Source organism: Streptomyces cylindrosporus, from assembly GCF_022698165.1.
GTDB lineage: Bacteria > Actinomycetota > Actinomycetes > Streptomycetales > Streptomycetaceae > Streptomyces > Streptomyces cylindrosporus.
Window position 1 is genome coordinate 504666 of record NZ_JALDAY010000001.1, and the last position, 19755, is coordinate 524420.

General features: G+C 71.6%; 16 protein-coding genes and 1 pseudogene. 3 read left to right on the forward strand and 14 right to left on the reverse strand.

Annotated elements, in window-relative coordinates:
* Positions 1–6: 6 nt before the first annotated feature.
* On the reverse strand, positions 7–663 hold the full coding sequence (locus MQP27_RS02115; RefSeq protein WP_242760157.1) for a class I SAM-dependent methyltransferase: 657 nt from the start codon (positions 661–663) through the stop codon (positions 7–9).
* Between the two features lie 5 nt (positions 664–668).
* Complete coding sequence (locus MQP27_RS02120; protein ID WP_242760168.1) at positions 669–1736, reverse strand: MerR family transcriptional regulator; 1068 nt, start codon at positions 1734–1736, stop codon at positions 669–671.
* A gap of 145 nt (positions 1737–1881) precedes the next feature.
* Here MQP27_RS02120 and MQP27_RS02125 point away from each other — a divergent pair, with 145 nt between their 5' ends.
* A complete protein-coding gene (locus tag MQP27_RS02125; protein WP_242760170.1) occupies positions 1882–2754 on the forward strand; it encodes an ATP-grasp domain-containing protein in 873 nt (290 codons plus the stop codon).
* 23 nt (positions 2755–2777) lie between these two features.
* On the opposite strand, the gene MQP27_RS02130 is transcribed toward MQP27_RS02125, so the two are convergent.
* From MQP27_RS02130 to pgfA, 10 genes and pseudogenes are all read right to left on the reverse strand, one after another.
* A complete protein-coding gene (locus MQP27_RS02130; protein WP_242760172.1) occupies positions 2778–3380 on the reverse strand; it encodes a hypothetical protein in 603 nt (200 codons plus the stop codon).
* Entirely contained in the window at positions 3343–4176 is an 834-nt protein-coding gene (locus MQP27_RS02135) for an FkbM family methyltransferase (RefSeq protein WP_242761339.1), read from the reverse strand. The genes MQP27_RS02130 and MQP27_RS02135 overlap by 38 nt, the downstream gene beginning before the upstream one ends.
* 134 nt (positions 4177–4310) lie before the next feature.
* Positions 4311–4529 (reverse strand): annotated as a pseudogene (locus MQP27_RS02140) (Trm112 family protein); the annotation flags it as partial.
* Entirely contained in the window at positions 4526–5434 is a 909-nt protein-coding gene (locus tag MQP27_RS02145; RefSeq protein ID WP_242761341.1) for a hypothetical protein, read from the reverse strand. The gene MQP27_RS02145 and the pseudogene MQP27_RS02140, both read right to left, overlap by 4 nt.
* A 23-nt stretch (positions 5435–5457) precedes the next feature.
* Complete coding sequence (locus tag MQP27_RS02150) at positions 5458–6189, reverse strand: class I SAM-dependent methyltransferase (protein ID WP_242760174.1); 732 nt, start codon at positions 6187–6189, stop codon at positions 5458–5460.
* A complete protein-coding gene (locus MQP27_RS02155) occupies positions 6186–7565 on the reverse strand; it encodes a condensation protein (protein WP_242760176.1) in 1380 nt (459 codons plus the stop codon). The genes MQP27_RS02150 and MQP27_RS02155 overlap by 4 nt, the downstream gene beginning before the upstream one ends.
* Complete coding sequence (locus MQP27_RS02160; RefSeq protein WP_242760178.1) at positions 7562–11830, reverse strand: DUF3367 domain-containing protein; 4269 nt, start codon at positions 11828–11830, stop codon at positions 7562–7564. Before MQP27_RS02160 ends, MQP27_RS02155 begins: the two co-directional genes overlap by 4 nt.
* Complete coding sequence (locus MQP27_RS02165; RefSeq protein WP_242760181.1) at positions 11827–12552, reverse strand: class I SAM-dependent methyltransferase; 726 nt, start codon at positions 12550–12552, stop codon at positions 11827–11829. Before MQP27_RS02165 ends, MQP27_RS02160 begins: the two co-directional genes overlap by 4 nt.
* Positions 12553–12608: 56 nt before the next feature.
* On the reverse strand, positions 12609–13760 hold the full coding sequence (locus MQP27_RS02170; protein ID WP_242760183.1) for a glycosyltransferase family 4 protein: 1152 nt from the start codon (positions 13758–13760) through the stop codon (positions 12609–12611).
* A gap of 194 nt (positions 13761–13954) precedes the next feature.
* Positions 13955–14941 carry a cell envelope lipid trafficking protein PgfA gene (gene pgfA, locus MQP27_RS02175; RefSeq protein WP_242760185.1) on the reverse strand — a complete coding sequence of 329 codons (987 nt, stop codon included), beginning with the start codon at positions 14939–14941 and terminating at the stop codon, positions 13955–13957.
* A gap of 163 nt (positions 14942–15104) precedes the next feature.
* Here pgfA and MQP27_RS02180 point away from each other — a divergent pair, with 163 nt between their 5' ends.
* Together MQP27_RS02180 and MQP27_RS02185 are read left to right on the forward strand one after the other, a co-directional pair.
* The gene (locus tag MQP27_RS02180) at positions 15105–15257 is read left to right on the forward strand and encodes a hypothetical protein (protein WP_242760187.1); all 153 of its coding nucleotides are present in this window, start codon (positions 15105–15107) and stop codon (positions 15255–15257) included.
* A gap of 3 nt (positions 15258–15260) precedes the next feature.
* On the forward strand, positions 15261–16499 hold the full coding sequence (locus tag MQP27_RS02185) for a PucR family transcriptional regulator (RefSeq protein ID WP_242760189.1): 1239 nt from the start codon (positions 15261–15263) through the stop codon (positions 16497–16499).
* On the opposite strand, the gene MQP27_RS02190 is transcribed toward MQP27_RS02185, so the two are convergent.
* Both MQP27_RS02190 and MQP27_RS02195 read right to left on the reverse strand, forming a co-directional pair.
* Complete coding sequence (locus tag MQP27_RS02190) at positions 16496–17530, reverse strand: NAD-dependent epimerase/dehydratase family protein (protein WP_242760191.1); 1035 nt, start codon at positions 17528–17530, stop codon at positions 16496–16498. The two genes, MQP27_RS02185 and MQP27_RS02190, sit on opposite strands and share 4 nt — an antisense overlap.
* Positions 17527–19563, reverse strand: a complete 2037-nt coding sequence (locus MQP27_RS02195; RefSeq protein ID WP_242760193.1) for a TerD family protein — start codon at positions 19561–19563, stop codon at positions 17527–17529. The genes MQP27_RS02190 and MQP27_RS02195 overlap by 4 nt, the downstream gene beginning before the upstream one ends.
* Between the last annotated feature and the right edge of the window lie 192 nt (positions 19564–19755).

The following is a 19755-nucleotide window of genomic DNA, read 5'->3' on the forward strand; positions in this document are numbered from 1 at the left end:
TCGTCGTCAGCTGTTGCCGGGGGGCTCCGCGACGCCTCGGATGAAACTTTCGCCCAGGGGTCGGACATCGGCCGACCAGCCCATCGAGGTGAGATCTCGGGTGAGGCGGGCGGGTGAGTGGAAGAGCTTCACCACGCCGTAGCTGCAGCCGTCGTCGGTCCGGCGTACCACCGTGGGGACGGGCTGCCGTGCGAGAAACGTCTCGTGTGCGGCTTCGGCGGGGCCGTCGTCGACGAAGACCGCCTTGCCACCAGGGCTGAGCGCCATCGCAACGGTGTGCCAGAAGGCGGCCAGCCGGGACGGAGGGACGTGGGACAGCCAGAACGCGAAGAACACGGTGTCGTAGCGGCGCGACGGCTGCCATGCGAACACGTCGGCCCGGACGAACCGCACGTGGGGGGACGAGACCCGGACCCGCGCGATGTCCAGCGTCTCGGTGGCCACGTCGACGGCGGTGACCGAGCGCGCCCGCGCGGCGAGCGCCCCGGTCCACTGTCCTGTTCCGCAGGCCAGTTCCAGCACGTCTCCCCTGATCGGGAGGTCGCCGACCGTGGCCGGCAGCCGCCGCAGGTCCTCGCGTTCGGTGTAGGCACGGTCGTACGCGGCGGCGTGGGCCCGGTAGTAGGCGATCTGCTCCGTCAGACGAACGTCGTCGTCGGCCATGCTCCTCACACCCCCTCCACCACGTCCGCCACCACGTCCGCCACCACACAGCTCACGTTGTCCGGGCCGCCCGTCTCGTTCGCCTCGGCGATGAGGGCGCGGGTTGCTTCGGCCGGGGTCGGGGCGGTGGTGAGGATCGTGCGGATCCGGGCGTCGGGGAGGGTCGTCGGGAGGCCGTCCGAGCACAGGAGGTAGCGGTCGCCCGCGGCCACGTCCTGGAGACGGAGGTCCGGGGTGGTCGTGCCCAGGGCTTTGAGGAGGAGGGAGCGTTGGGGGTGGGAGGCCGCCTCCTCGGGGGTCAGGCGGCCTTCGTCGATCAGGCCCTGGACCACCGTGTGGTCGTGCGTGATGCGGAACAGGGCGCCGTCGCGCAGGAGGTAGGCCCGGGAATCGCCTATGTGGACCAGGGCCAGGCGGGAGCCGGTCCAGAGGAGGGCGGTGAGGGTCGTGCCGTTCTCGTCGGTGGCGCCTGAAGCCGCGTCGCGTACCGCCTCCGTCGCGCCCCGGACCGCGTCCTCCAGGACGTTCAGGACGTCACCCGGCGGTACCTCCTCCGTGTCCAGGAAGCGCAGCGCCTCCACCGCCGCGCTGCTCGCCGGCGCGCCCGCCGGGCCGAAGCCGTCCGCCACCGCGAGCAGTCGGCTGCCCGCGTAGGCCGTGTCCTGGTTGGCGGGGCGGACCCGGCCGCGGTCCGAGTGGGCGTGGTAGCGCAGTTCCAGCATCGTCGTGTCCCTTCGGGGTGCTGCCGACAGGTGGGTGACCAGGAACTCGGCGAGATCCCGCCGTACCGCCGTCTCCGCCTCGACCCCCGCCCAGTACGCGCGGATCTCGACGGCCGCGTCCGCCGGTGCCAGCGCGCACACCTCGCGAATGCGGGCCAGCGGCATGCCGAGCCGGCGCAGCCAGGCCACCAGACGGGCCCGTTCCAGCTGGGCGGGCGTGTAGTAGCGGTAACCGGTGCCGGGGTCGACGCGGGCGGGGCGCAGCAGGTCCAGCTCGTCGTAGAGGCGCAGGGCTTTCGGGGACAGCCGGCACGCCTTGGCGAAGGCGCCGATCGTCAGCATCTGCGGCATCTGCGACTCCATGGCTTCGACGACCTCGTTTCGTTCCTCGTTGCGATGCTGGGGCTTCCCCGAAGGTGAAGGTCAAATGGGTTGCCGTGGTTGCGTGTGGTCCGGTTAGCCTGCGGGACGTCCCTTGACGAGAACGGAGTCCCCCTTGTCCCGCATCGCCCTCGTCACCTACGACCCCGGCCCGGAGCCCAACCGCGACCGTGACCTGCCCGTGCTCGTGGCCGCGCTGCGTGCGGACGGGGCCGAGGCGGATGCCGTGAGCTGGGACGACCGCGCGGTGGACTGGGGGGCGTACGACCTCGTCGTCCTTCGTTCGACCTGGGACTACAGCTGGCGGGCGGCCGAGTTCGTGGCGTGGGCCGAGCGGTGCGGGAAGGTGACGCGGCTCGCGAATCCGGCCGAGGTCGTGCGGTGGAACACCGACAAGAGGTATCTGGGGGAGCTGGCGGAGGCGGGGGTGCCGGTCGTGCCGACCCGGTATCTCGCGCCGGGGGACGCCGTCGAGCTGCCCGACGCGCACGAGTACGTGATCAAGCCGACCTCGGGGGCGGGCGCGCGGTACGCGGCCCGGTACGCGCCCGGGGAGCGGGACTCGGCCGTACGGCATCTCGCGCGCATGCACGAGGAGGGGTTCACCGCGATGGTGCAGCCGTACATGCGCGGCATCGACGTCGCCGGTGAGCGGGCGCTGCAGTTCTTCGGCGGGCGGCTGCTGCACGCCAGCCGCAAGCGGGCCGTCCTCGCCCCCGGTGCCGCCTACGACGCCGACAAGGTCGCCCACCCGGACCTGGAGCCGTGGACCCCGACACCGGCCGAACTCGCCGTCGCCGAGGCCGCGTTGGCCGCCGTACCGGATGCGCCCGAGCTGCTGTACGCGCGCGTGGACCTGGTGGACGGGGAGGACGGGGAGCCGCTGGTGATGGAGCTGGAGCTCGTCGAGCCGAATCTCTTCCTGTTCCTGCACCCGGCGTCGGTCGCGGCGGTGCGGGACGCGATCCTGGCCGCCGTCCCGCGCTGACGGCGGCTCACCCCGTCACCGCGTCACTCCGTCACCGCGACCCGCTGCAGCAGCCCCCAGGTGAACTCCGCCGCCACCTGCCTGGCCACCCCCTCCCCGTCCGGCGCCGTGAACGCCAGCCCCCACCGCGTCGGCGCGGTCCCCTCCAGCGGGCGCGCCGGGGCGAAGGCGCGGGCCGCCTCGTCGACCGTGCAGGACCAGGGCGTGAGGTCGTCGAGGGTCTTCAGGTCCGGTCCCTCCGCTCCCGGGGCCCGGACCAGCCACTCGTTCCACACCGCGCCGTTCGGGGCGAGGAGGACCTCGAAGCGCAGGGTGGGCCAGAGGGGGACCGGCCAGAGCCAGGCCTCGCAGTCGAGGTCGCCGACGCGGCGGCGGACGGAGGACTCGGGCTCGCCGAGGATCGAGCGGTACCGGGAGGCGGCGGCACGGGATCTCGGTGAGTGCAGCATCGCCTGCCAGCGCTTGTTGGCCTCTCGCATGTCGGCGATGGAGACGCCCAGTTCGTGCCGGGCGTCCTCCACGAGGTCCGGGTTGTGGTCGGCCATGCGGCGCAGCAGCACCAGCTGGAAGTCGAGCGGGGTGAACGGGCTAGCGGGGCGCTTGGCGGAGGGCGGCATGCGAACCATGGTCTCCCACGGCACTGACACCGGGGCGGCGGCCGTCCGGGAGGAAGAGGACGGAGTTCACGTAACGGGGGCGGCTGCGGAAGGGGAGGACGCGGGGGAGCAGGCCCTGGGTGACCACGTGCGCCGCCGCCTCCTGGTGGGCCTCCAGCGGGAACTTCGCCAGCGGCACCCAGGTGGTGCCGGGCAGCACCCAGCCCTCGTATCCCAGCAGCGCCAGATAGGTGACGACCGGTGCGATCGGCTGGATGCGGGACTCCAGTTCCACGAAGAGCGCCGGGCGGTCGCGGGCCAGTAGTCCCGTCGCCCCGCGCAGCACGGCCAGTTCGCTGCCGTCCACGTCGATCTTGATGAAACCGACCTCGCGCAGGCGGAGTTCGTCGAGCGTGACGCACGGGACCTCCAGCGCGTGGGCGTGGATGTCACGGCGGACCAGGGACGACACGCCCCGGTCGCCGGCGTCGTCGGCGGGCAGCCACAGGCGGGCGATGCCCGGGCGGTCCGACGCGGCGGCCTGCACGACCCGGACGTTCGGCGGGGCGGCCGCGGTCAGCAGCCGGGCCAGGTGCGGGACCGGCTCCACGGTCACCACGCGCCGGGCCCGCCGCGACAGCCGCCGGGTCCAGGGGCCGTACCAGCCGCCCACGTCCACGGCCGTCCCGCACCCGGCCGGGCACAGTTCGCCCAGCCGGGCCAGTTCCGGCTCGAAGCGCGGATAGACGGCCCGCGCGACGGCCGCGACCAGCCGGGTGGGCAGCAGCGGGGCCAGGCGGGCGGCGAGGGTGCGTGGCGGTGTCACGGTCACGGGGCCACCCCGGGCGCCTGGGGACCGCGACCGTCGCCACCGACACCGCCGTGGTCGTCGCCGCGGCCGTTGTCGCCGATGCCGCCGCGGCCGTCTCCGCCGGTCGCGCCCCCGGTCCCGCCGCCCCCGGCAAGCCGCTTCAGCAGCTCCTCGTGTTCGTCGTCCGACACCTGCTCCCCGGACGAGGGCAGCAGCTGCGGGATGCCGTCGACGATCGGGTAACGGCGGTGCAGGCGCGGGTTGTAGAGGGCCTCCCTGGCCGCCGGCCCGTCCGGCGCGAGAAGGTGCAGCGGGCCCTTGTCGAGCGGGCACGCCAGGATCCGCAGCAGCGGGTCGTCGGGGTTCATGGCGGAGTCAACTCCTTGGCACCGATGGGGGGTTGCGCGGGCGCGGTGTCGTGCTTGGGCATGGTCAGCAGTACGGAGACGGCGAGCGCGGTGCCGCCGAGGCGCAGGGAGAGCCGCAGCGGGTCGTGCGGCAGCGCCTCGCCGAACGAGAGCGTGCCGAGCACCGCCGTGTACAGACAGGTCACCGTCGTGCACACCGGCACGATCAGCGAGGCCCGGCAGCGCTGCAGCGCCGCCTGCGACATGACGAGGCCGAACGCCCCGGTGAACATGAGCAGATACGGGTACGGCGACTCGAGCAGGTCGACGACGGCACCGCCGAGGCCGCTGGTCGTGAGGTAGCTCGACACCCCCTTGATCGCCAGCGAGCTGACCCCGTACAGCAGGCCCACCGCCACCCCGTACTCCACGCCCGTGGTCGGCGCGCGGTGCCGGTGGCGCGAGCGGCGCTCGGCGGACCCGTACAGCCACACCCCGGCGGCCAGCGAGGGCACGCACACCAGCAGGATCAGCTGGTAGGGCGCACTCCGGCTGACCGTGTCGGCGCTCTCTTTCAGGGAGAGCACGACCATGAGCAGCGCCGCCAGGATCGCCCCGAGCGCGTACCGCTCCCGCCCGGTCGTCTCCTCGCCGAGCAGCCGCGCGGAGAGCAGCACCAGGAGCACCAGGCCGGAGACGAAGATGCCCTGGGCGGCGGCGATCGGCAGCGTCCGGTAGACGGCGAGCTGCGCGCCGAAGCCCGCGGCGAGGGACAGCGAGCCGCCGATCCACAGCGGACTGCCGAGCACCAGCCGCAGCAGCCGCGCGGGTTGACGGATCGTCACCTCCGGCAGCGAGGTGAGGGCACGTTTCTCCAGGACGAATCCGAGGCTGTACAGGGTGTTCGCCATCAGCGCCGCGGCCACTCCCCACCACATGTCCCCGCCCCCTAGGTCTTCTTGCGTGCGTGCAGCAGCAGAATCGACGCGAGGGACGGTCTGGAGCACAGCAGCCGGTCCAGCGGCCGCAGCGGACGCGGTACGCCGTGGAAGGGGGCCCCGGCCAGCCGTACGACCTCGAAGCCCGAGGCGGCGGCGAACTCCCGTAGCGCACGGGCGGTGTAGAGCCGCAGATGCCCGACGACCTCCGCCCCGGGCCGCCCGTGGATCCCGCGCAGACTCACCTCGGAGAACACGGGCTGCACCCCCGCGGCCAGCAGCGCGCGGTTGTACCAGGCGGCCAAGTTCGGTGTGGACAGCATGAGATGGCCCCCGGGCCGCAGCACGCGACGGATCTCGTCCATGGCCGCGTCCGGGTCGACGAGATGCTCGATCACCTCGCTGAACAGCACGGCGTCCGCGCATCCACTCCTGAACGGCAGCCCGCCGCCGGTGAGTTCACCGCGGATCGTGTACGTCAGATGCGCGCGGGCGCGCTGGAGGGCGTCCTGGGACCAGTCGACGCCGACGAGGCGGTGACCGGACAGGAGGGGCGCGGCGGTGGCCGCGGCCGTTCCGTCGCCGCAGCCGATGTCCAGGATCGTCTGCGCGGGGCGCTTGTGGAGTGCCGCCGCCAGCATGCGGGCCTGGCGGAGGCTGCGCGGGGTGCCGGAGGCGACCGGGACGGCGGGGTTCTCGTAGAAGTCGCGCAGTTCACGGGGCTTGGCCGGGGCGGTGGTCATGGCTGCTCCACGTCCGTGGTGTGCAAGTAGTGCTCGAACAGGTCGCGCAGATGGGCGCCGTCGCCATGACTGAGCAGGGACCGCGACCAGCGCAGGGCGAGGTGCAGCCGGCCGGCCGTGGACGCCGTGGTGACCGTCAGGCCGCGCGGCATCCTGGCCGGCGCCGAGAACCACACCGCGTGCGCGCGGCCCGCCCCCTCGCCGAAGTCCAGGGAGTACGGGATGCGGCCGATGTTGCTGAGGAGGGTCGTGGACGTCCAGGGGGCGGCGGCCCGGCGCAGGCCGCGGGTGAGCGCCGCTCGCCACGCCACGGGAGTGACGGGGGCGGTGAGGAGGGTGGCCCCGTGGCCCAGTTGGGGGCGGGGGAGGGACTTCAGGGCTCGGGTACGCGTGGCTGTGCGGGTGAGGAGGCGATGCATGTCGGTGGTCGTCAACTCGGCCGGGGCGAAGGGGACTTCCACCAGGCGGGTGCCGTTGCCGATGGGCATGGTGAGGTCCCGGGGGCGGTCGTCCACCGGCATCGTGATGCGGAGGGGGCGGGGGTGGGCGCCGTGTTCCCTGTTCCAGTGGGCGATCGTCAGGGCCGTGGCGACCATGAGCTGGTCGTTGACGGTGTAGGGGGCGCCCTTGGGGCGGTGCGGGAGGGGGAGTTCGGTGACGAGCATGCCGTTGCCGGGGGAGAGTTCGGGGGTGCCCGGGGCCACTCGGGCGGGGGGTGACCAGTTGGAAGGGGTGTCCGCGGACGCTGGTTGGGGTTCGGTGGTGCGGGTCGGGGGCGCGGCGGGGGAGTTGTCCCGGCCGCCGTACATCTCGGCGGCGGTGGCGAGGACGCGGAGACAGGCGGGGCCGTCGAGGGCGGTGTGGTTGATGGTGAGGAAGAGGACGGTGCCCTTGTGCTGCGGCCCGCCCGGCTTCGGCCGGGTCGGCACCCCGACGGCGTCCGTCGCCTCGCTTCCCTCGACCGGCCCCGCTCCTTCCACCACCTCCAGCCGGATCGGCGGCGAGAGCGACAGCGGCGGCGCGGTGGTCAGTGCCCGGGTCCGCGCGTCCCGCAGCGCACACCGCCCCGCCTCCGGAAAGCTCACCACCTCCACGTCCGGCTCCGCGGTCAGCTCCCACTCGTACCGCAGCCGGTACCACCGCCCCGGCGCCTGGCGCATCAGGACCCGCGGATGCCTGCGCAGCGCCTCCGCGAAGGCCGCCCGCAGCCGGTCCCGGTCCAGCCGCCCCGGCAGATGGACCTCGATGTGCACGGTCTCCGGCTCCTCCTCCTGGAGACAGTGCCGCGCCACCTCGTCCACCACCGGGAAGGGGATGCGCCCCGGCGGGACGGGCCCGTCGGTGCCGTTGCGGGCCGGGTGATCGAGTGCCGTCATGCGTTCTCGCCCCCCTTGTGGAGCTGTTGGGTCGGCGCCTCCGAGGAAGCGGGTGGCGGCTGAGGCGCCGGCGGGGGTACGGCTGTCCGGCCCGGCGGCCCCTGGTCCGGTTCCCGCACCGGCGGGAGTACGGCCGTGGACCCCGGCCCCTCGTCCGGCTCCCGCACACTCACCACCCCCGCGAACAGCCCGATCAGCGCGAGCAGTTGGGCCGCGTGTCCGAACGCCCCCTCGCCCGCGCCGACCGGCTCCCCGGCCCCGGTCGCGGCGGCGATCCCCGCCCCGGCCAGCGCGACGAACGCGATCGGTACGAGCAGCGCGTGCCGCCGGTACGCGAGCAGCGCCAGCGCGGGCACCAGCAGCGCGAACCATCCGGCGATGAGCACTCCCACCACCGTCAGCACGACCGTCCCGAGCCACAGCCCGGGCAGCGGCGGCACCGGCTGCGGCGGGTCGGGGTTCTCGGCCCGCCGCCGCCACACGACCAGCCCGATCAGCACCGCGAGCCCGACCGCACCGCCGATCAGCCCGCCCTCGTACGTCGTGGCGGGCTCGTACGACAGCTTGACCGTGCCGCCCGCCCCGGCCGGGATCCGCCAGCCCTGCTGCCAGCCGTCGAGCCGGACCGAGGTCAGCTCCTTGCCGTTCAGGGTGGCCTTCCAGCCGTCGTTGTAGTTCTCGTACGTCGTGAGATACATGGCGTCACCGGAGCCGACGCTCACCTCGCGCCGGTCACCGAGCCAGTCCCGTATGGTCAGTTGGCGGTCCACCGGGGTCGCCTCGGTGACCGTGCCGCGGGTCAGGGTCATGCCGGTCAGGGTGAGCGGCCCGGCATCCCCGGCCTCGACGCGGTGCGTGCCCGCGGTGAGCTCCAACTCGCTGTCGTTACGCCCCTGCTGACAGAACGTCACATCCACCTGGCGCCGCTCGGTCAGGTCCCCGACCGTCCCCTTCACACTGGTCTGGTACAGCTCGCCGTCCACCGCCACGTCCGGGCCCTGCCCGCACGGCAGCGAGAACGTCCGCCCGGACCTGGGCTGCGGTGTGCGGTACTGGTCGAGCGCCGGGATGTACGCCTCGCTGAACCCGACCGGCAGTTGGAGGTCCTCGTCGGCGACCGGGTTGTAGAGGGTCGTCGAGGCTGTCTTGCTGACCGTGATGTCCAGCCGGTCGGTGGTGATCGGGTCGAAGCGGACCACCCCGTTCTCGTCGACGCCGGCGACCGTCGAGCCGTCGGGAGAGGTGATCTGCACCTCGGTCGCCCGGGTGGACAGCCCGCCCGCCGGGGCCAACACCACTTCCCCGATGGGCTGTTTGCCGTTCCAGCGCAGATGGATAGTCGGTCGGTCGCCCGCGATCCAGGCCGTCGTCAGATCGCCGTCGGTGAGGTTGCGCGCCGACAGTCCCGCGCCGAGGGCCGCCGTCGAGTCGGCGGTGGCGACGATGCGGTTCTGCTGGTCGGGGGCGACCTGGTAGAGCAGCCTGTCGAGCTCCTCGCCGTTGACCGGGACGGCGTTCGCCTTCACTTCGTACGTCCCCGCCGTGGCCGTGGTGAAGCTCCGGTGCAGGCCCGCCTCCGTGCCGGTCGCGGAGAGGCCGGTGGGGTCGGCGGCGCGGTGCAGGGAGATCAGCGTGGCGGTGGCGTCGGAGTCGTCGGCGTCCGTGGGGAGCCGCAGCATGCGGGTGACCTGGACGTGCGGTAGGTCGATCTCCGAGAACCCGGCCCCGGTCAGCCCGGCGTGCTGTGCGACGGAGTCGACGATCGTCAGCTTCATCCAACTGGTCGCCCCGGCAGGGGCCTTGATGCTCTGCGTGGACCCGTTCGGCCGCAGGAAGCTGGTCCGCTCCCCCTTCTCGGTCTCCACCCGCACCTTCGTCGCCGCCGACCGCACGCTCTCCTGCGGCAGCGGGCTCACCTTGAACGACGACGGCATGTCGTACGACCCGCCGCTGAAGCCGATCCGCACCCACTGCCCGTCCGCCGACCCGGGCGCACCCTCGGTCCAGGCGGTCTGTGGGTTCCCGTCGAAGGCGTTCACGGGGTCGAACTGGGGCAGGTGGAAAAGCCAGTTCCCGTACGAGGAGGCAGTCACCGAGTCGGCCCCCCGCAACTGCGCCACGGTCTGGTGGCCGAGCCCCTCGGTCGGCAGGATCTGGTGCGGCTTCTTCCCCGCGTCCTGGGTGGCGTCGGGCGCGTTCTTCTCCGAACTCGTGTACGTGTACGAGGTGTTGGCGGTCACGAGCCCGAACCGCGTGTCCGCGCGCCGCAGTCCGTCACCCACGACCTGGAGAGAGGGCGAGCCGAGGCCGGGATGGTTGTCGCCGGTCAGCACGGTCGCCCGGCCGCGCAGCTCGGTGGCCAGCGGCAGCAGGGACTCGGGTCCGCCGGAGACGACGGCGGTGTCGGACACGGGCAGCAGCCGGGCCTGCCCCGGCCGGGGGACGTCCTTGCCGGAGGGCTCGTAGATCTCCACCGCCCGCTGCCGCGGATACAGCCCCTCCACCTGCAGCGGCGCGTCATGGGCGATGACCCCGCCGGTCATGACCGGCCCGAAGCCGGTCACCCGCTGGTACCCGGACTGCTCAAGCGTCCGCTTCACGGTGGTGGTGGGCACCGAGTCGGCCTGGCCGGGGTCCAGGTCGTTGCGTACGACGACGTAATAGATCCCGGCCCGGCTCAAGTAGTCGGCCAGCCCCGGCACTTCGCTCCCGGAGGCCAGCGCGTCCTCGACGGCGTCCATCGCGCGCCGGTTGCCCGGGGTGCCGAACGGCACGAAGTCCCGTTGCGCCCAGCGGGACTTGGCGAGCACATCAAGAGGCTGGTCGATGGGGGAGCCCCAGCTGTAGATGCCGTGCGCGGTCGCCGGGACGACGAGGGCGCGCGAGTCGGGCGAGTACTTCTCCAGCCAACCGGCCGTGGTCTTCCAGTACTTGGGAAGCTCCTGGAAGGACCCCGGACTGAGGATCGACCCGTCCAGATACGGCCACATCAGCCCCGGCAGGATCAGCACCGCCGCGACCAGCGGAGCGAACCGCCGCCCCCGCACCGGCCGGGCGCCCCGCGCGTCCGCGGCCACCCCCACCAGATGCGCGAGCCCCAGCACCAGCGCGAGCGCGAGCCCTGTCTGGAACTTGTAGATGTTCCGGAAGGGGACGAGCCCGCCGTTCAGCCAGTCCTGCACGACCCCGTGGAAGGGCGCCCCGAACGCGCCGCCGTACCCGGCGAGCAGCACCAGCACGCAGGAGACGACGGTCAGTACCAGCCAGCGCCGCTCGGGCATGTCCCGTCTGGCGAGTCCGGCGAGACCGAGCCCCGCGGCCAGCGCCGAACAGACGATCACGACGACGGACGCGGCGACCGTCCACCCGGCCGACAGCCAGGCCTCGCCGAAGTGCAGATACGCGACCCAGTTCCCGGCGCCGCGCAGGGCCTCGGTGGCGGACATGGTGGCCGTGGTGGTCTGCGAGGACTCCACATAGGGCAGGAAGTTCTCCCCGTAGACCCCCAGCATGAGCAGTGGAATCCACCACCAGGCGGTGGCCACGACCACGCCCGGCACCCACCACGAGATCAGCTTCCGCTGCCGTGGCCCGGGCGGCCGGGACAGGAGATACAGCCCCACCGGCAGCAGCGAGGCGAGCGTCGAGGCCCCGTTGACCCCGCCCATGAAGGGCACGATCAACGCCGACCGCAGCGCGGCGACCCGGGCGCTGTACCGCTCGTCGATCAGCGGCAACAGCACCCACGGCAGAAAGGCCCCGGGCAGCACGGCGGCGGACGTAGACCCGATCACGATCGTGAAAACGGGCCACAGCGCATAGGCGACCCCCGCCAGCAACCGTGACCCGCCACTCCCGACCCGCAGCCGCTCGGCCAGCCGCAGGGCACCCCAGAACGCCACGGACACGATCAGCGACATCCACAGCCGCTCGGCCAGCCACACCGGCAGTTGCAGGGCATGGGCCAGCCAGTAGAACGGCAGCATCGGCCACAGATAACCGGCGTACTGGTCCTGGATGCCGCCGAAGCCGCCCTGGTCGTGCCACAACTGCCCGAGATCCGAGAAGAAGGCCCCCGGATCGACCGTCACGCCCAGCTTCGTGTCGAAGGTCTGCCGTCCCGGGTGCACCACCAGGAACAGGACGAACACCACGGCCCAGAACCCCACCAGCCAGCGCCGCGACCGCGGGCCCTCCGGCGGACCCGAGGTGGCCGCGGTGGTGGGGACGGCAGCCGGAGGAGGAGCCTGGACCGTGGTCGTCATGGTGGACACCGCCGGAGAATGAGGAGGAGGTTCCAGGTGGCCAACTCCCTTATGCCGGGCGCCTTCACGACGGTCTCGGCGAGGAAGGGCCAGTAGCGGGAGCGCGCGGAGACGACCGTGACGTCGTCCCGGGCGCGCACCTGCCGCAGGGTGGTGCCGATGTGCACGGCGAACAGGTTCTCGCCGAGGGTGTGCTTCGCCGATCTTCCGGTACGACGCCGGTAGCGGGCCCGCGCCCGCTCGGCCCCGAAGTAGTGCCAGGGCGCCCACTCGTGCCCGCCCCAGGGCGACAGCCAGTTGGTGAACGACACGTAGATCAGCCCACCGGGCCTGGTCACCCGGGCGAGCTCACTGAGAAAGGTCTCGGGATCGGCGACGTGTTCAAGAACGTTCGAGGAGAAGGTGACATCGGCGACGCCGTCGGAGAGGGGCAGCAGATAGCCGTCGGCGATGACGGCACCTTCGGGTGGTTTCTCGCCGAGTTCTCTGATGTCCGGTTCGAAGAGATACGCCTGCGCACCCCGACGCCGGAACTCCGAGGTGAAGTACCCACCACCTCCACCGACGTCCACGACGGTCCGCCCGGAGACGGGACCGCCGTAGGCCTCGACCTGGTTGGCGGCATCGCGAGCGAGGAGTTCGTAACACGTCTCAGGATCATCCTGCTCATGCCGAAAGGCCCGGAAGAGAGCAACGGAACGTCGAAACGAGGGGTCCTTCAACGCCGCCAAGGGGCGCGGGGAACTGCGCGACCAGCCACGACGAACCCGCACCCGCCTCACGACCCCCAGCCCCTCACCGCCTCCGCAGCCACCGCCCGAAACTGCCTGACGGTCCGATGCCACCGATAACGAGCCGCCCGATCCCGCGCAGCCTTCCCCATCGCCTCCCGCCGAGCCCCCGACAGGGCCAGCGTGCACCAGGCGGCCGCGAACGACGACTCCCCCTGCGCCAGCACTCCGGTCTCCCCATCCACAACGGAATCCCGAAGCCCAGGCACATCAAAGGCAATCGTCGGCGTCTCCCGAGTGGCGGCCTCCGTCACGACCAGCCCCCACCCCTCCACCGCCGAGGGATGCAGCAGCAACCAGGCCGCACACAACAGTCGGTGCTTCTCCGCCTCGGAGACATGCCCCGCGAACTCCACGCCAGGACCGGCGAGTTGCTCCAGCCGCTCCCGCTCGGGCCCGTCCCCGACGATCACCAGCCGGCCGCCGGTCACCGGCCGCACCCGCTCCCAGAGTCTCAGCAGCAGATCGATCCGCTTGTACTCGACGAGTCTGCCGACCGCCACGAACAGCGGCTCGACGGACCGGTCGGCCCGCGGCCCCGGCTCCTCTACGCCGTTGTGCACGACACGGATACGGCTCCGTTCCACGCCGATCTCCCGAAGGGCGTGCGCCGTGGACGGCGAGACCGCGACCAGCAGACTCCGGTGCTGCGCACCGGTCAGCGCCCACTGCTCGAGTCTTCGCCCGATCCGCGCGGCCGGCAGCAAGGGCCCGGCGAACCGCATCTTCCACAGATCGGAGTGGACATGGTTGACCAGACACAGCGTCGGGCCGCGGTGCCACAGGGGCGCGAGGTACGGCATCCCGTTGCACACCTCGACCAGCAGGTCGGTCTCCCCGACCTGCCGGGCGAAGGCGGAACGGGCCCGCAGATAGTGGCCGAACTCGCCGCCGGCCGACACGACCCGGTAGTCCCGGAACGCGGCCGGTCCGCCGCAGATCAGCGTCACCTGGTGGCCGAGAGCCGTCAGGCCCTCGGCCAGCCGGTCGACCAGCAGCTCCGAGCCGCCGGCCGCCGGATTGTCCAGATCCCGGTGGGCGAGGAAAACGATTCGGCGCGGTTGTGGGGGGAGCGCCGAGGGGTGCTGCGGCGACCACGGATGACCGGCGCGCAGCGGGGATGGCACGTGCTGGGGCATGGGTGCTCCAACTCGTCTCAGGGTGCGGAACTCAGTGACTGGTTTCCGGACGTGCTGTGGGGGGACTGAGCTCTTCATGGGTGAGGGGTGTGGACAGCTTGTGCTCGGGTGGGGTTGGACAGTTTTCGCCCAGCCGTTCGCCACGGCTACTCACCGAGGTGACAATTTGCGGCTTTATTAGAACTGACGTCATGTCACATCGTGAGCTGGACCTCGGATGAGCGGGGTGTTTCCGGCGAATCGGGACGCCTGCGTCCTCGTACCACCAAAACCCCACCGACCACCGCCAGTACGAATCCGGCCACAGCGGCACCAATCGGCAGCGTTTCTCCCACCATGCGCAGCTGTCCGCTCTCCTTCTTGGCGAGCTTCACCTGCTCCTTCTGCGTCGCGGTCGTGAACGCCAGCTTCCGGCTGTCCAGCAGCAGCACCGCGTCGTACTTGTGCCCCGGCGCGCGCAGCGTGCGGCGCGGGCCGACCTGGGCGTAGACGACGCGGCCGGTGCGCTGGTCGACGACCAGGCGGATGCCGTGGTTGGAGTACCACTCCTCGGCCAGGACCTGCGGGCTCTTCGGCTGGTCGACCAGGCTGCCCGGCACCTGCCGGGTGCCGATCTTCGTCGGCGGGACCGTGCCGGTGAAGGCGAGGCCGGTGTAGCCCTGGACCTTCTGCTTGCCCGCGTAGTGCAGCGTGACGACGTCGCCAAGGGAGTTGTCCCACCACTGGTACGAGCGTTTGTGCACGTCGAAGGGGAACTTCAGGTACGCGTCGCCCTCGAAGTAGGGGTTCTCCTCGCAGCAGTGGACCGGCTTGTTGGTCTTCCGGTTCGTGACCCACCGGTTGAGGAAGAACTCCAGGGCGTCGTGCGGATCGGCGGCCGGCAGCGACTTGTCCGTGTCGACCGTCGTCGTCACGTCCCACACCGCGTCCCCGCTCTTCTCGCTGTCCGCGACATTGCCGCGGACCTGCTGGGTGACGGTGATCCGCTTGTCGGTGACGGTCGCCAGCTCGTCGGTGTCGAAGTAGGACCCCGTGCCCTGGTAGACGGCGGTGGTGTCGATGTCGATGGGATTCACGGCCGCCCGTGGCTCCACGTACCAGACCAGCATCGGCGCCAGGACCAGCAGAAACGTGCCGAGTCCCAGCAGGATCAGGGAGAGGGGTGAGGCTGTACGGCGCATCCGGGCACTCCAGGGGGGAGGGATGACGGAGTTCGGGCCGCTCTGTGGGCGGGAACCGTAGGCGCCTCTTGACGGGGTGTCAATGCTTGTCGAGACTGGGGCGGACGGGCAGGGGTGGGACACCGGGGTGGGACGACCTCCGGACAGAGAGGCTTACCCTGCGATGTCCAGACTGCTCAGCGCCGCGCTCACCGTGGTGGCCGCGGCCGCCCTCGCCGTGGGCGCCGCCCTCGGCATCGTCGCGCTGCTCGACGCGACCCCCGACCAGCCGAACACCCCCTTGATCACGTACGAGCAAGCAGGACAGGGGAGTTGACCGGTGGGGCCGGCCCGCTCACCCGCCACCACCACCCGCTCGGCCTGGCACGACGTCCCCCGTCTCCAGGTCCGCCGGTTCGCCGCCATCGCGATGGCGGAGGCACCCGCGCTCGCCGAGGAGATCCTGCGCGAGATCCGCCGCGAGTACCCGCATCTACCGGTCGTCCTCGACGAGTCCGGCGAACCGATGGCCCTGGTCGGCATCCGCCGCGCCATCGAGGTCTTCGTCCAGCATCTGGAGACCTCGGAGGGCCGCCCCTCGGTCCCGCCGGGCGTCTTCCAGGAGTTCGGCCGCGGCGAGGGCCTGCACGGCCGCTCTCTGGACTCGCTCCAGGCGATCTACCGCATGGGCGTACGACTGGCCTGGCGCCGTTTCGCCGAGATCGGCCAGCGCGTGGAGATCCCGCCACCGGCGATGTACGAACTGGTCGACGCGGGTTACGAGTACCTCGACGGCCTCGTCGACCAGTCGGTACGGGGTTACGCCGAGGCGGCGGCGCGGCAGGCCGGCGAGCGGCTGAGGCTGCAGCGCCGGCTGATGGAGCTGCTGCTGGCCGAGCACCACCGGGGCGACCCGGCCGACGCGCTCACCGAACGGGCCGCGCGGGTCGGCTGGCCGCTGCCCCGCAAGGTCGCCGTGGGCGTCCTGCTCCGCCCGGCCCGGGAGGCGGTCGCACCGGCCGTCGGCCAGGGCATCCTCCTCGACATGGAGTACGAGCAGCCGCGCATGGTCGTCCCCGAACCGGACGCGGCCGGCCGCCCCGAGCTCCTGCACCGCGCCCTGACCGGCTGGTCCGGCGCGATCGGCCCGCCGGTCCCGCTGGCCGACGCGGCGAAGTCGCTGCGCTGGGCCGAGGCGGCCGTACACCTGATGGAACGGGGTCTGCTGCCGGCCGGGGACGTCCTGTACTGCACGGAACACACGGAAGCGCTGGTCCTGCTCCAGCCGGAGGAACTGATCGACGACCTGGCCCTGCGCTGTCTGGCCCCCCTCGCCCACTGCGGCCCGACGCACGGGCGCCGGCTTGCGGAAACGTTACTGGCGTGGCTGGAGACCCGCGGCGGCGCTCCGGAGGTGGCCGCCCGGCTGGGCGTCCACCCCCAGACGGTCCGCTACCGCCTGCGCCAGATCCGCGAACTGTGGGGCGACGAGATAGACGACCCCGACCGCCGCTTCGAGCTCGAACTGGTGCTGCGGGCGCAGCGGTTGAGGGGGGTGCTGGGGGAGTCGGGGCGCTAGGACCGCTGCGCGCGCCAAGCCTCGTAATGATCGAGAACGGTCTCCTCGATCGGCCGGTAGTTGATCCCCAACTCCCGCACGCTCCGCCCGTTGTCGACCTCGAACCGGATGCCGAGGTGCTTGCGGATGTAGTCCTGGGTGAGCCCGAAGGCTGGCCCGAGAACGCGAACGGGCCAGTGGGGAAGCCGAGTTCGCGGAATCCGCAGACTCCTCGGGTACCGTCCTCGGATGATCCGGGCCATGTCATAGAAGGACGACATCCGCTCGGCGGCGAGGATGTACCGCCCGTGGGCGTCGTCCTTCTCGGCGGCGGCGATGTGGGCGTCGGCGACGTCGCGCACATCGACCGTGGTGAAGCTGAAGTCGGGGGCGCCGTAGAAGAAGTACCCCTTGAAGAGCTCGTCGAGGAGGAACAGACTGCCGGACTCGGAGGCGGGCGTGAGGGACGGCCCGAGCACGAGCCCGGGATTGACGGCGACCATCCGCCACCTGTCCTGCCCCTTCTCGGCCTCCCAAGCGGCTTGCTCGGCAACGGTCTTGGCGAAGTGATACGGATTGTTCTCGACGGTGCTGGTGGTGTTGAAGTAGCTCTCCCTCAACACCCGCCCCTCCATGTCGAGTACGTCGACGTAGTCCCCGAAGATCGCCCCGACGGTGGACGTGAACACGAGCCGGCGCACGGTCGGGGTCCGCTCGATACTCCCGACGACGTTCCGCGTCCCGGTCAACGCGGGCTCGACGACGTCCCGTTGCCCGTCCTTGATCTTCTCGGGCATGAGAAAGGGCGAGGCGACGTGGAAGACGACCTCGCACCCTTTCATCGCGTCGTCGAAGGAACCGTCACGCAACAAGTCGGCCTCGAACAGCTCCAGTTGCCCGGGATGCCGTTCCTGAAGCTCCTTGAGCGGCCGCACCTTCACGGAGTTGGAGACGCTCCGCACGGTGGCCCGCACCTGATACCCGCGCTCCAGCAACCGCCCCACCAGATGACAACCGACGAAACCACTGCCTCCGGTCACCAGGACGTTCACGAGCGCTCCTTCGTCATCACACGTTGGGGAGTCGCATTGTCCAGCTGGACCACCACCGTCGTATAGAACCGGTTCACGGCGTCGTCCACGCTGCGGATGAAGCCGGACTCGGCGTTGCCGCGGCCGCTGCCCATGCTCTTGAGGAGGGAGAGGCGGAAGCCGGTGATGCGGGTGGCGGTGTTCTTCGGGAGCATGTCGGCCGGTTCCGGGCGCAGGCGTTCCAAGGTGCCACGGGGGCCGCCTGGTTCGCCTTCGACCAGGGTCTCGATGTGCAGGTCCGCCGGTGCGTCCTCCAGTCGGCGGACCAGGCGCTTGGCCCAGGTGAGGGGGTAGCCCTGCTCGGGCGCCGGGATCTCCACGGACGTGCGCAGCTTGCCGGTGCGCAGGTCGGCGGTGACGCCGAGCAGGCCCGGGGCGCCCTCGACGCGCAGCTCCGCCCGCAGGCGTCCGTCGGTGCAGAGCTGGTCGGCGAGGAGTGCGCGGCGGGCCCCGGGGTCCGTGCCGCGCTTGGCCCGCTGGACCGGGAGCACCTTCTGCCCGAGCTCGCCGCCGAGTCCGAGGCACACCTGGCGGATGAGCCGCTCCCAGCTCTCGACCACCTCCAGCGCCCGCGGATCGCCCTGGCACAGGGTCTCGTCGTCGATGCCGTTGCGTACCGGCACCCAGGCCGAGCCCATGTTCTGGAAGCCGTGGCAGCCGGAGTTCTCGTGCTGGAGGTAGTGCAGCAGCTCCTGGAGCAGCCAGGCGTGGGCGGCGTTCCCGACGCCCTCGTGGCGGATCAACATCTGCGCCTGGTGGGCGACTTCGGCCCAGGAGAGGTGCCGCAGCGCCACCTTGTGCTTGCGCCGCCCGTCGATCTTGACGTCGACGAGCGGGCTGCCCTCCAGGGCGACGTCGTTCGACAGCGTGATGACCGCCTCGTAGCCACGGCGCGCGGCGATGTCCATGTACGCCTGCACCTGGTCCGGCTTCAGGGCGTTGCCGTTGGTCTTCGTCTCGACCAGGGCCGTCCACAGCTTCCCGGCCCGCTCGACGCGGACGACCCCGTCCGGACGCCGGGGTGTGTCACCGTGCGGCAGCGAGACCTCGGTGAACGTCTCCATCCGCCCCGCCGGTGCCCCGAACGCGGCGGTGAGCCGTCTGCCGAACTCCGGCACCTGGGCCATCACCGACAGCAGCACCGAGGTGGCGCGCATCTCGCGGTCCCGGTCGCTCTTCAGCACCGAGACCGGGAAGAGCCGGGACTCCCGCCACGACTCGTTCTCCGCCAGGGACTTCCTGGCCGCCTTGGGCAGGGTGACCTTCTTCTTCGCCGTACGCGGCCGGGCGGCGGGCTTCTTCGCGGCGGCCTCGGCCCCGGCCCCGCTCCCGGTCCCGTCCTCGGGCGTGCGTGGACTCGGAATGGCTTCGAGCGCCGCCTGCGGCAACGACTCGACGGGCGCGGCCGTCTCCGACTGCTCGCCACCCCCCTCCGCCTCCGCCTCCGGCTCGTCATCGACATCGACCCCGAAGTCCGTGGCCAGCCCCCCGAGTCCGGACTCGTACCCCTGCCCCACCGCCCGGAACTTCCACTCCTCGCCCCGGCGGTACAGCTCGCCGAAGATGATCGCGCTGACCTCGCCCGCGTCCTCGATGGCGAACCGCAGCAGACGTTCGCCCGCCGCGTCCGCCAGCGTCACCCGCAGGTCCTCCAGCTCGCCGAAGCGTGCCCCCTCGTACCGGCTCGCGGCGACGACGATCCGTCCGACCTCCGCCGGGACCGCCGTCAGGTCGAAGCCGATACGGTCCTCGTTGCCGTCCTCCGTCGGCGTCTTGCCGAGCAGCTGCACGCTGCCGTCCGCCGCCACCGGGTTGTTGTAGAAGTAGAAGTCAGCGTCGCTGCGCACCTTGCCGTCGCCGTTCAGGAGTAAGACGGACACATCCGCGTCACCCTCGCCGCTGGGGCTGACCCAGCCCAGACCGACGATCACCGAACCGGCGTTCTCGCTCAGGGCCGACAGCGAGACGTTCGAGCCCTTGGTCATTTCATGCATGGGACCCCCCATCACCGCCGGGCGCCGTGGACCCCTCCCGTCCCGGCCGCCCCGGTGTGCGACATGATGTGACGTGTCGCACATGAGCGACAGTAGTACCACAGGGTGCGGCAGGCGGTCTGCGCAGAACCATTGCCCGGGCAAACTGGCTGTCGCTAGCCTGTGTTCGTCATGCCGATCGTCTGTTGAAAT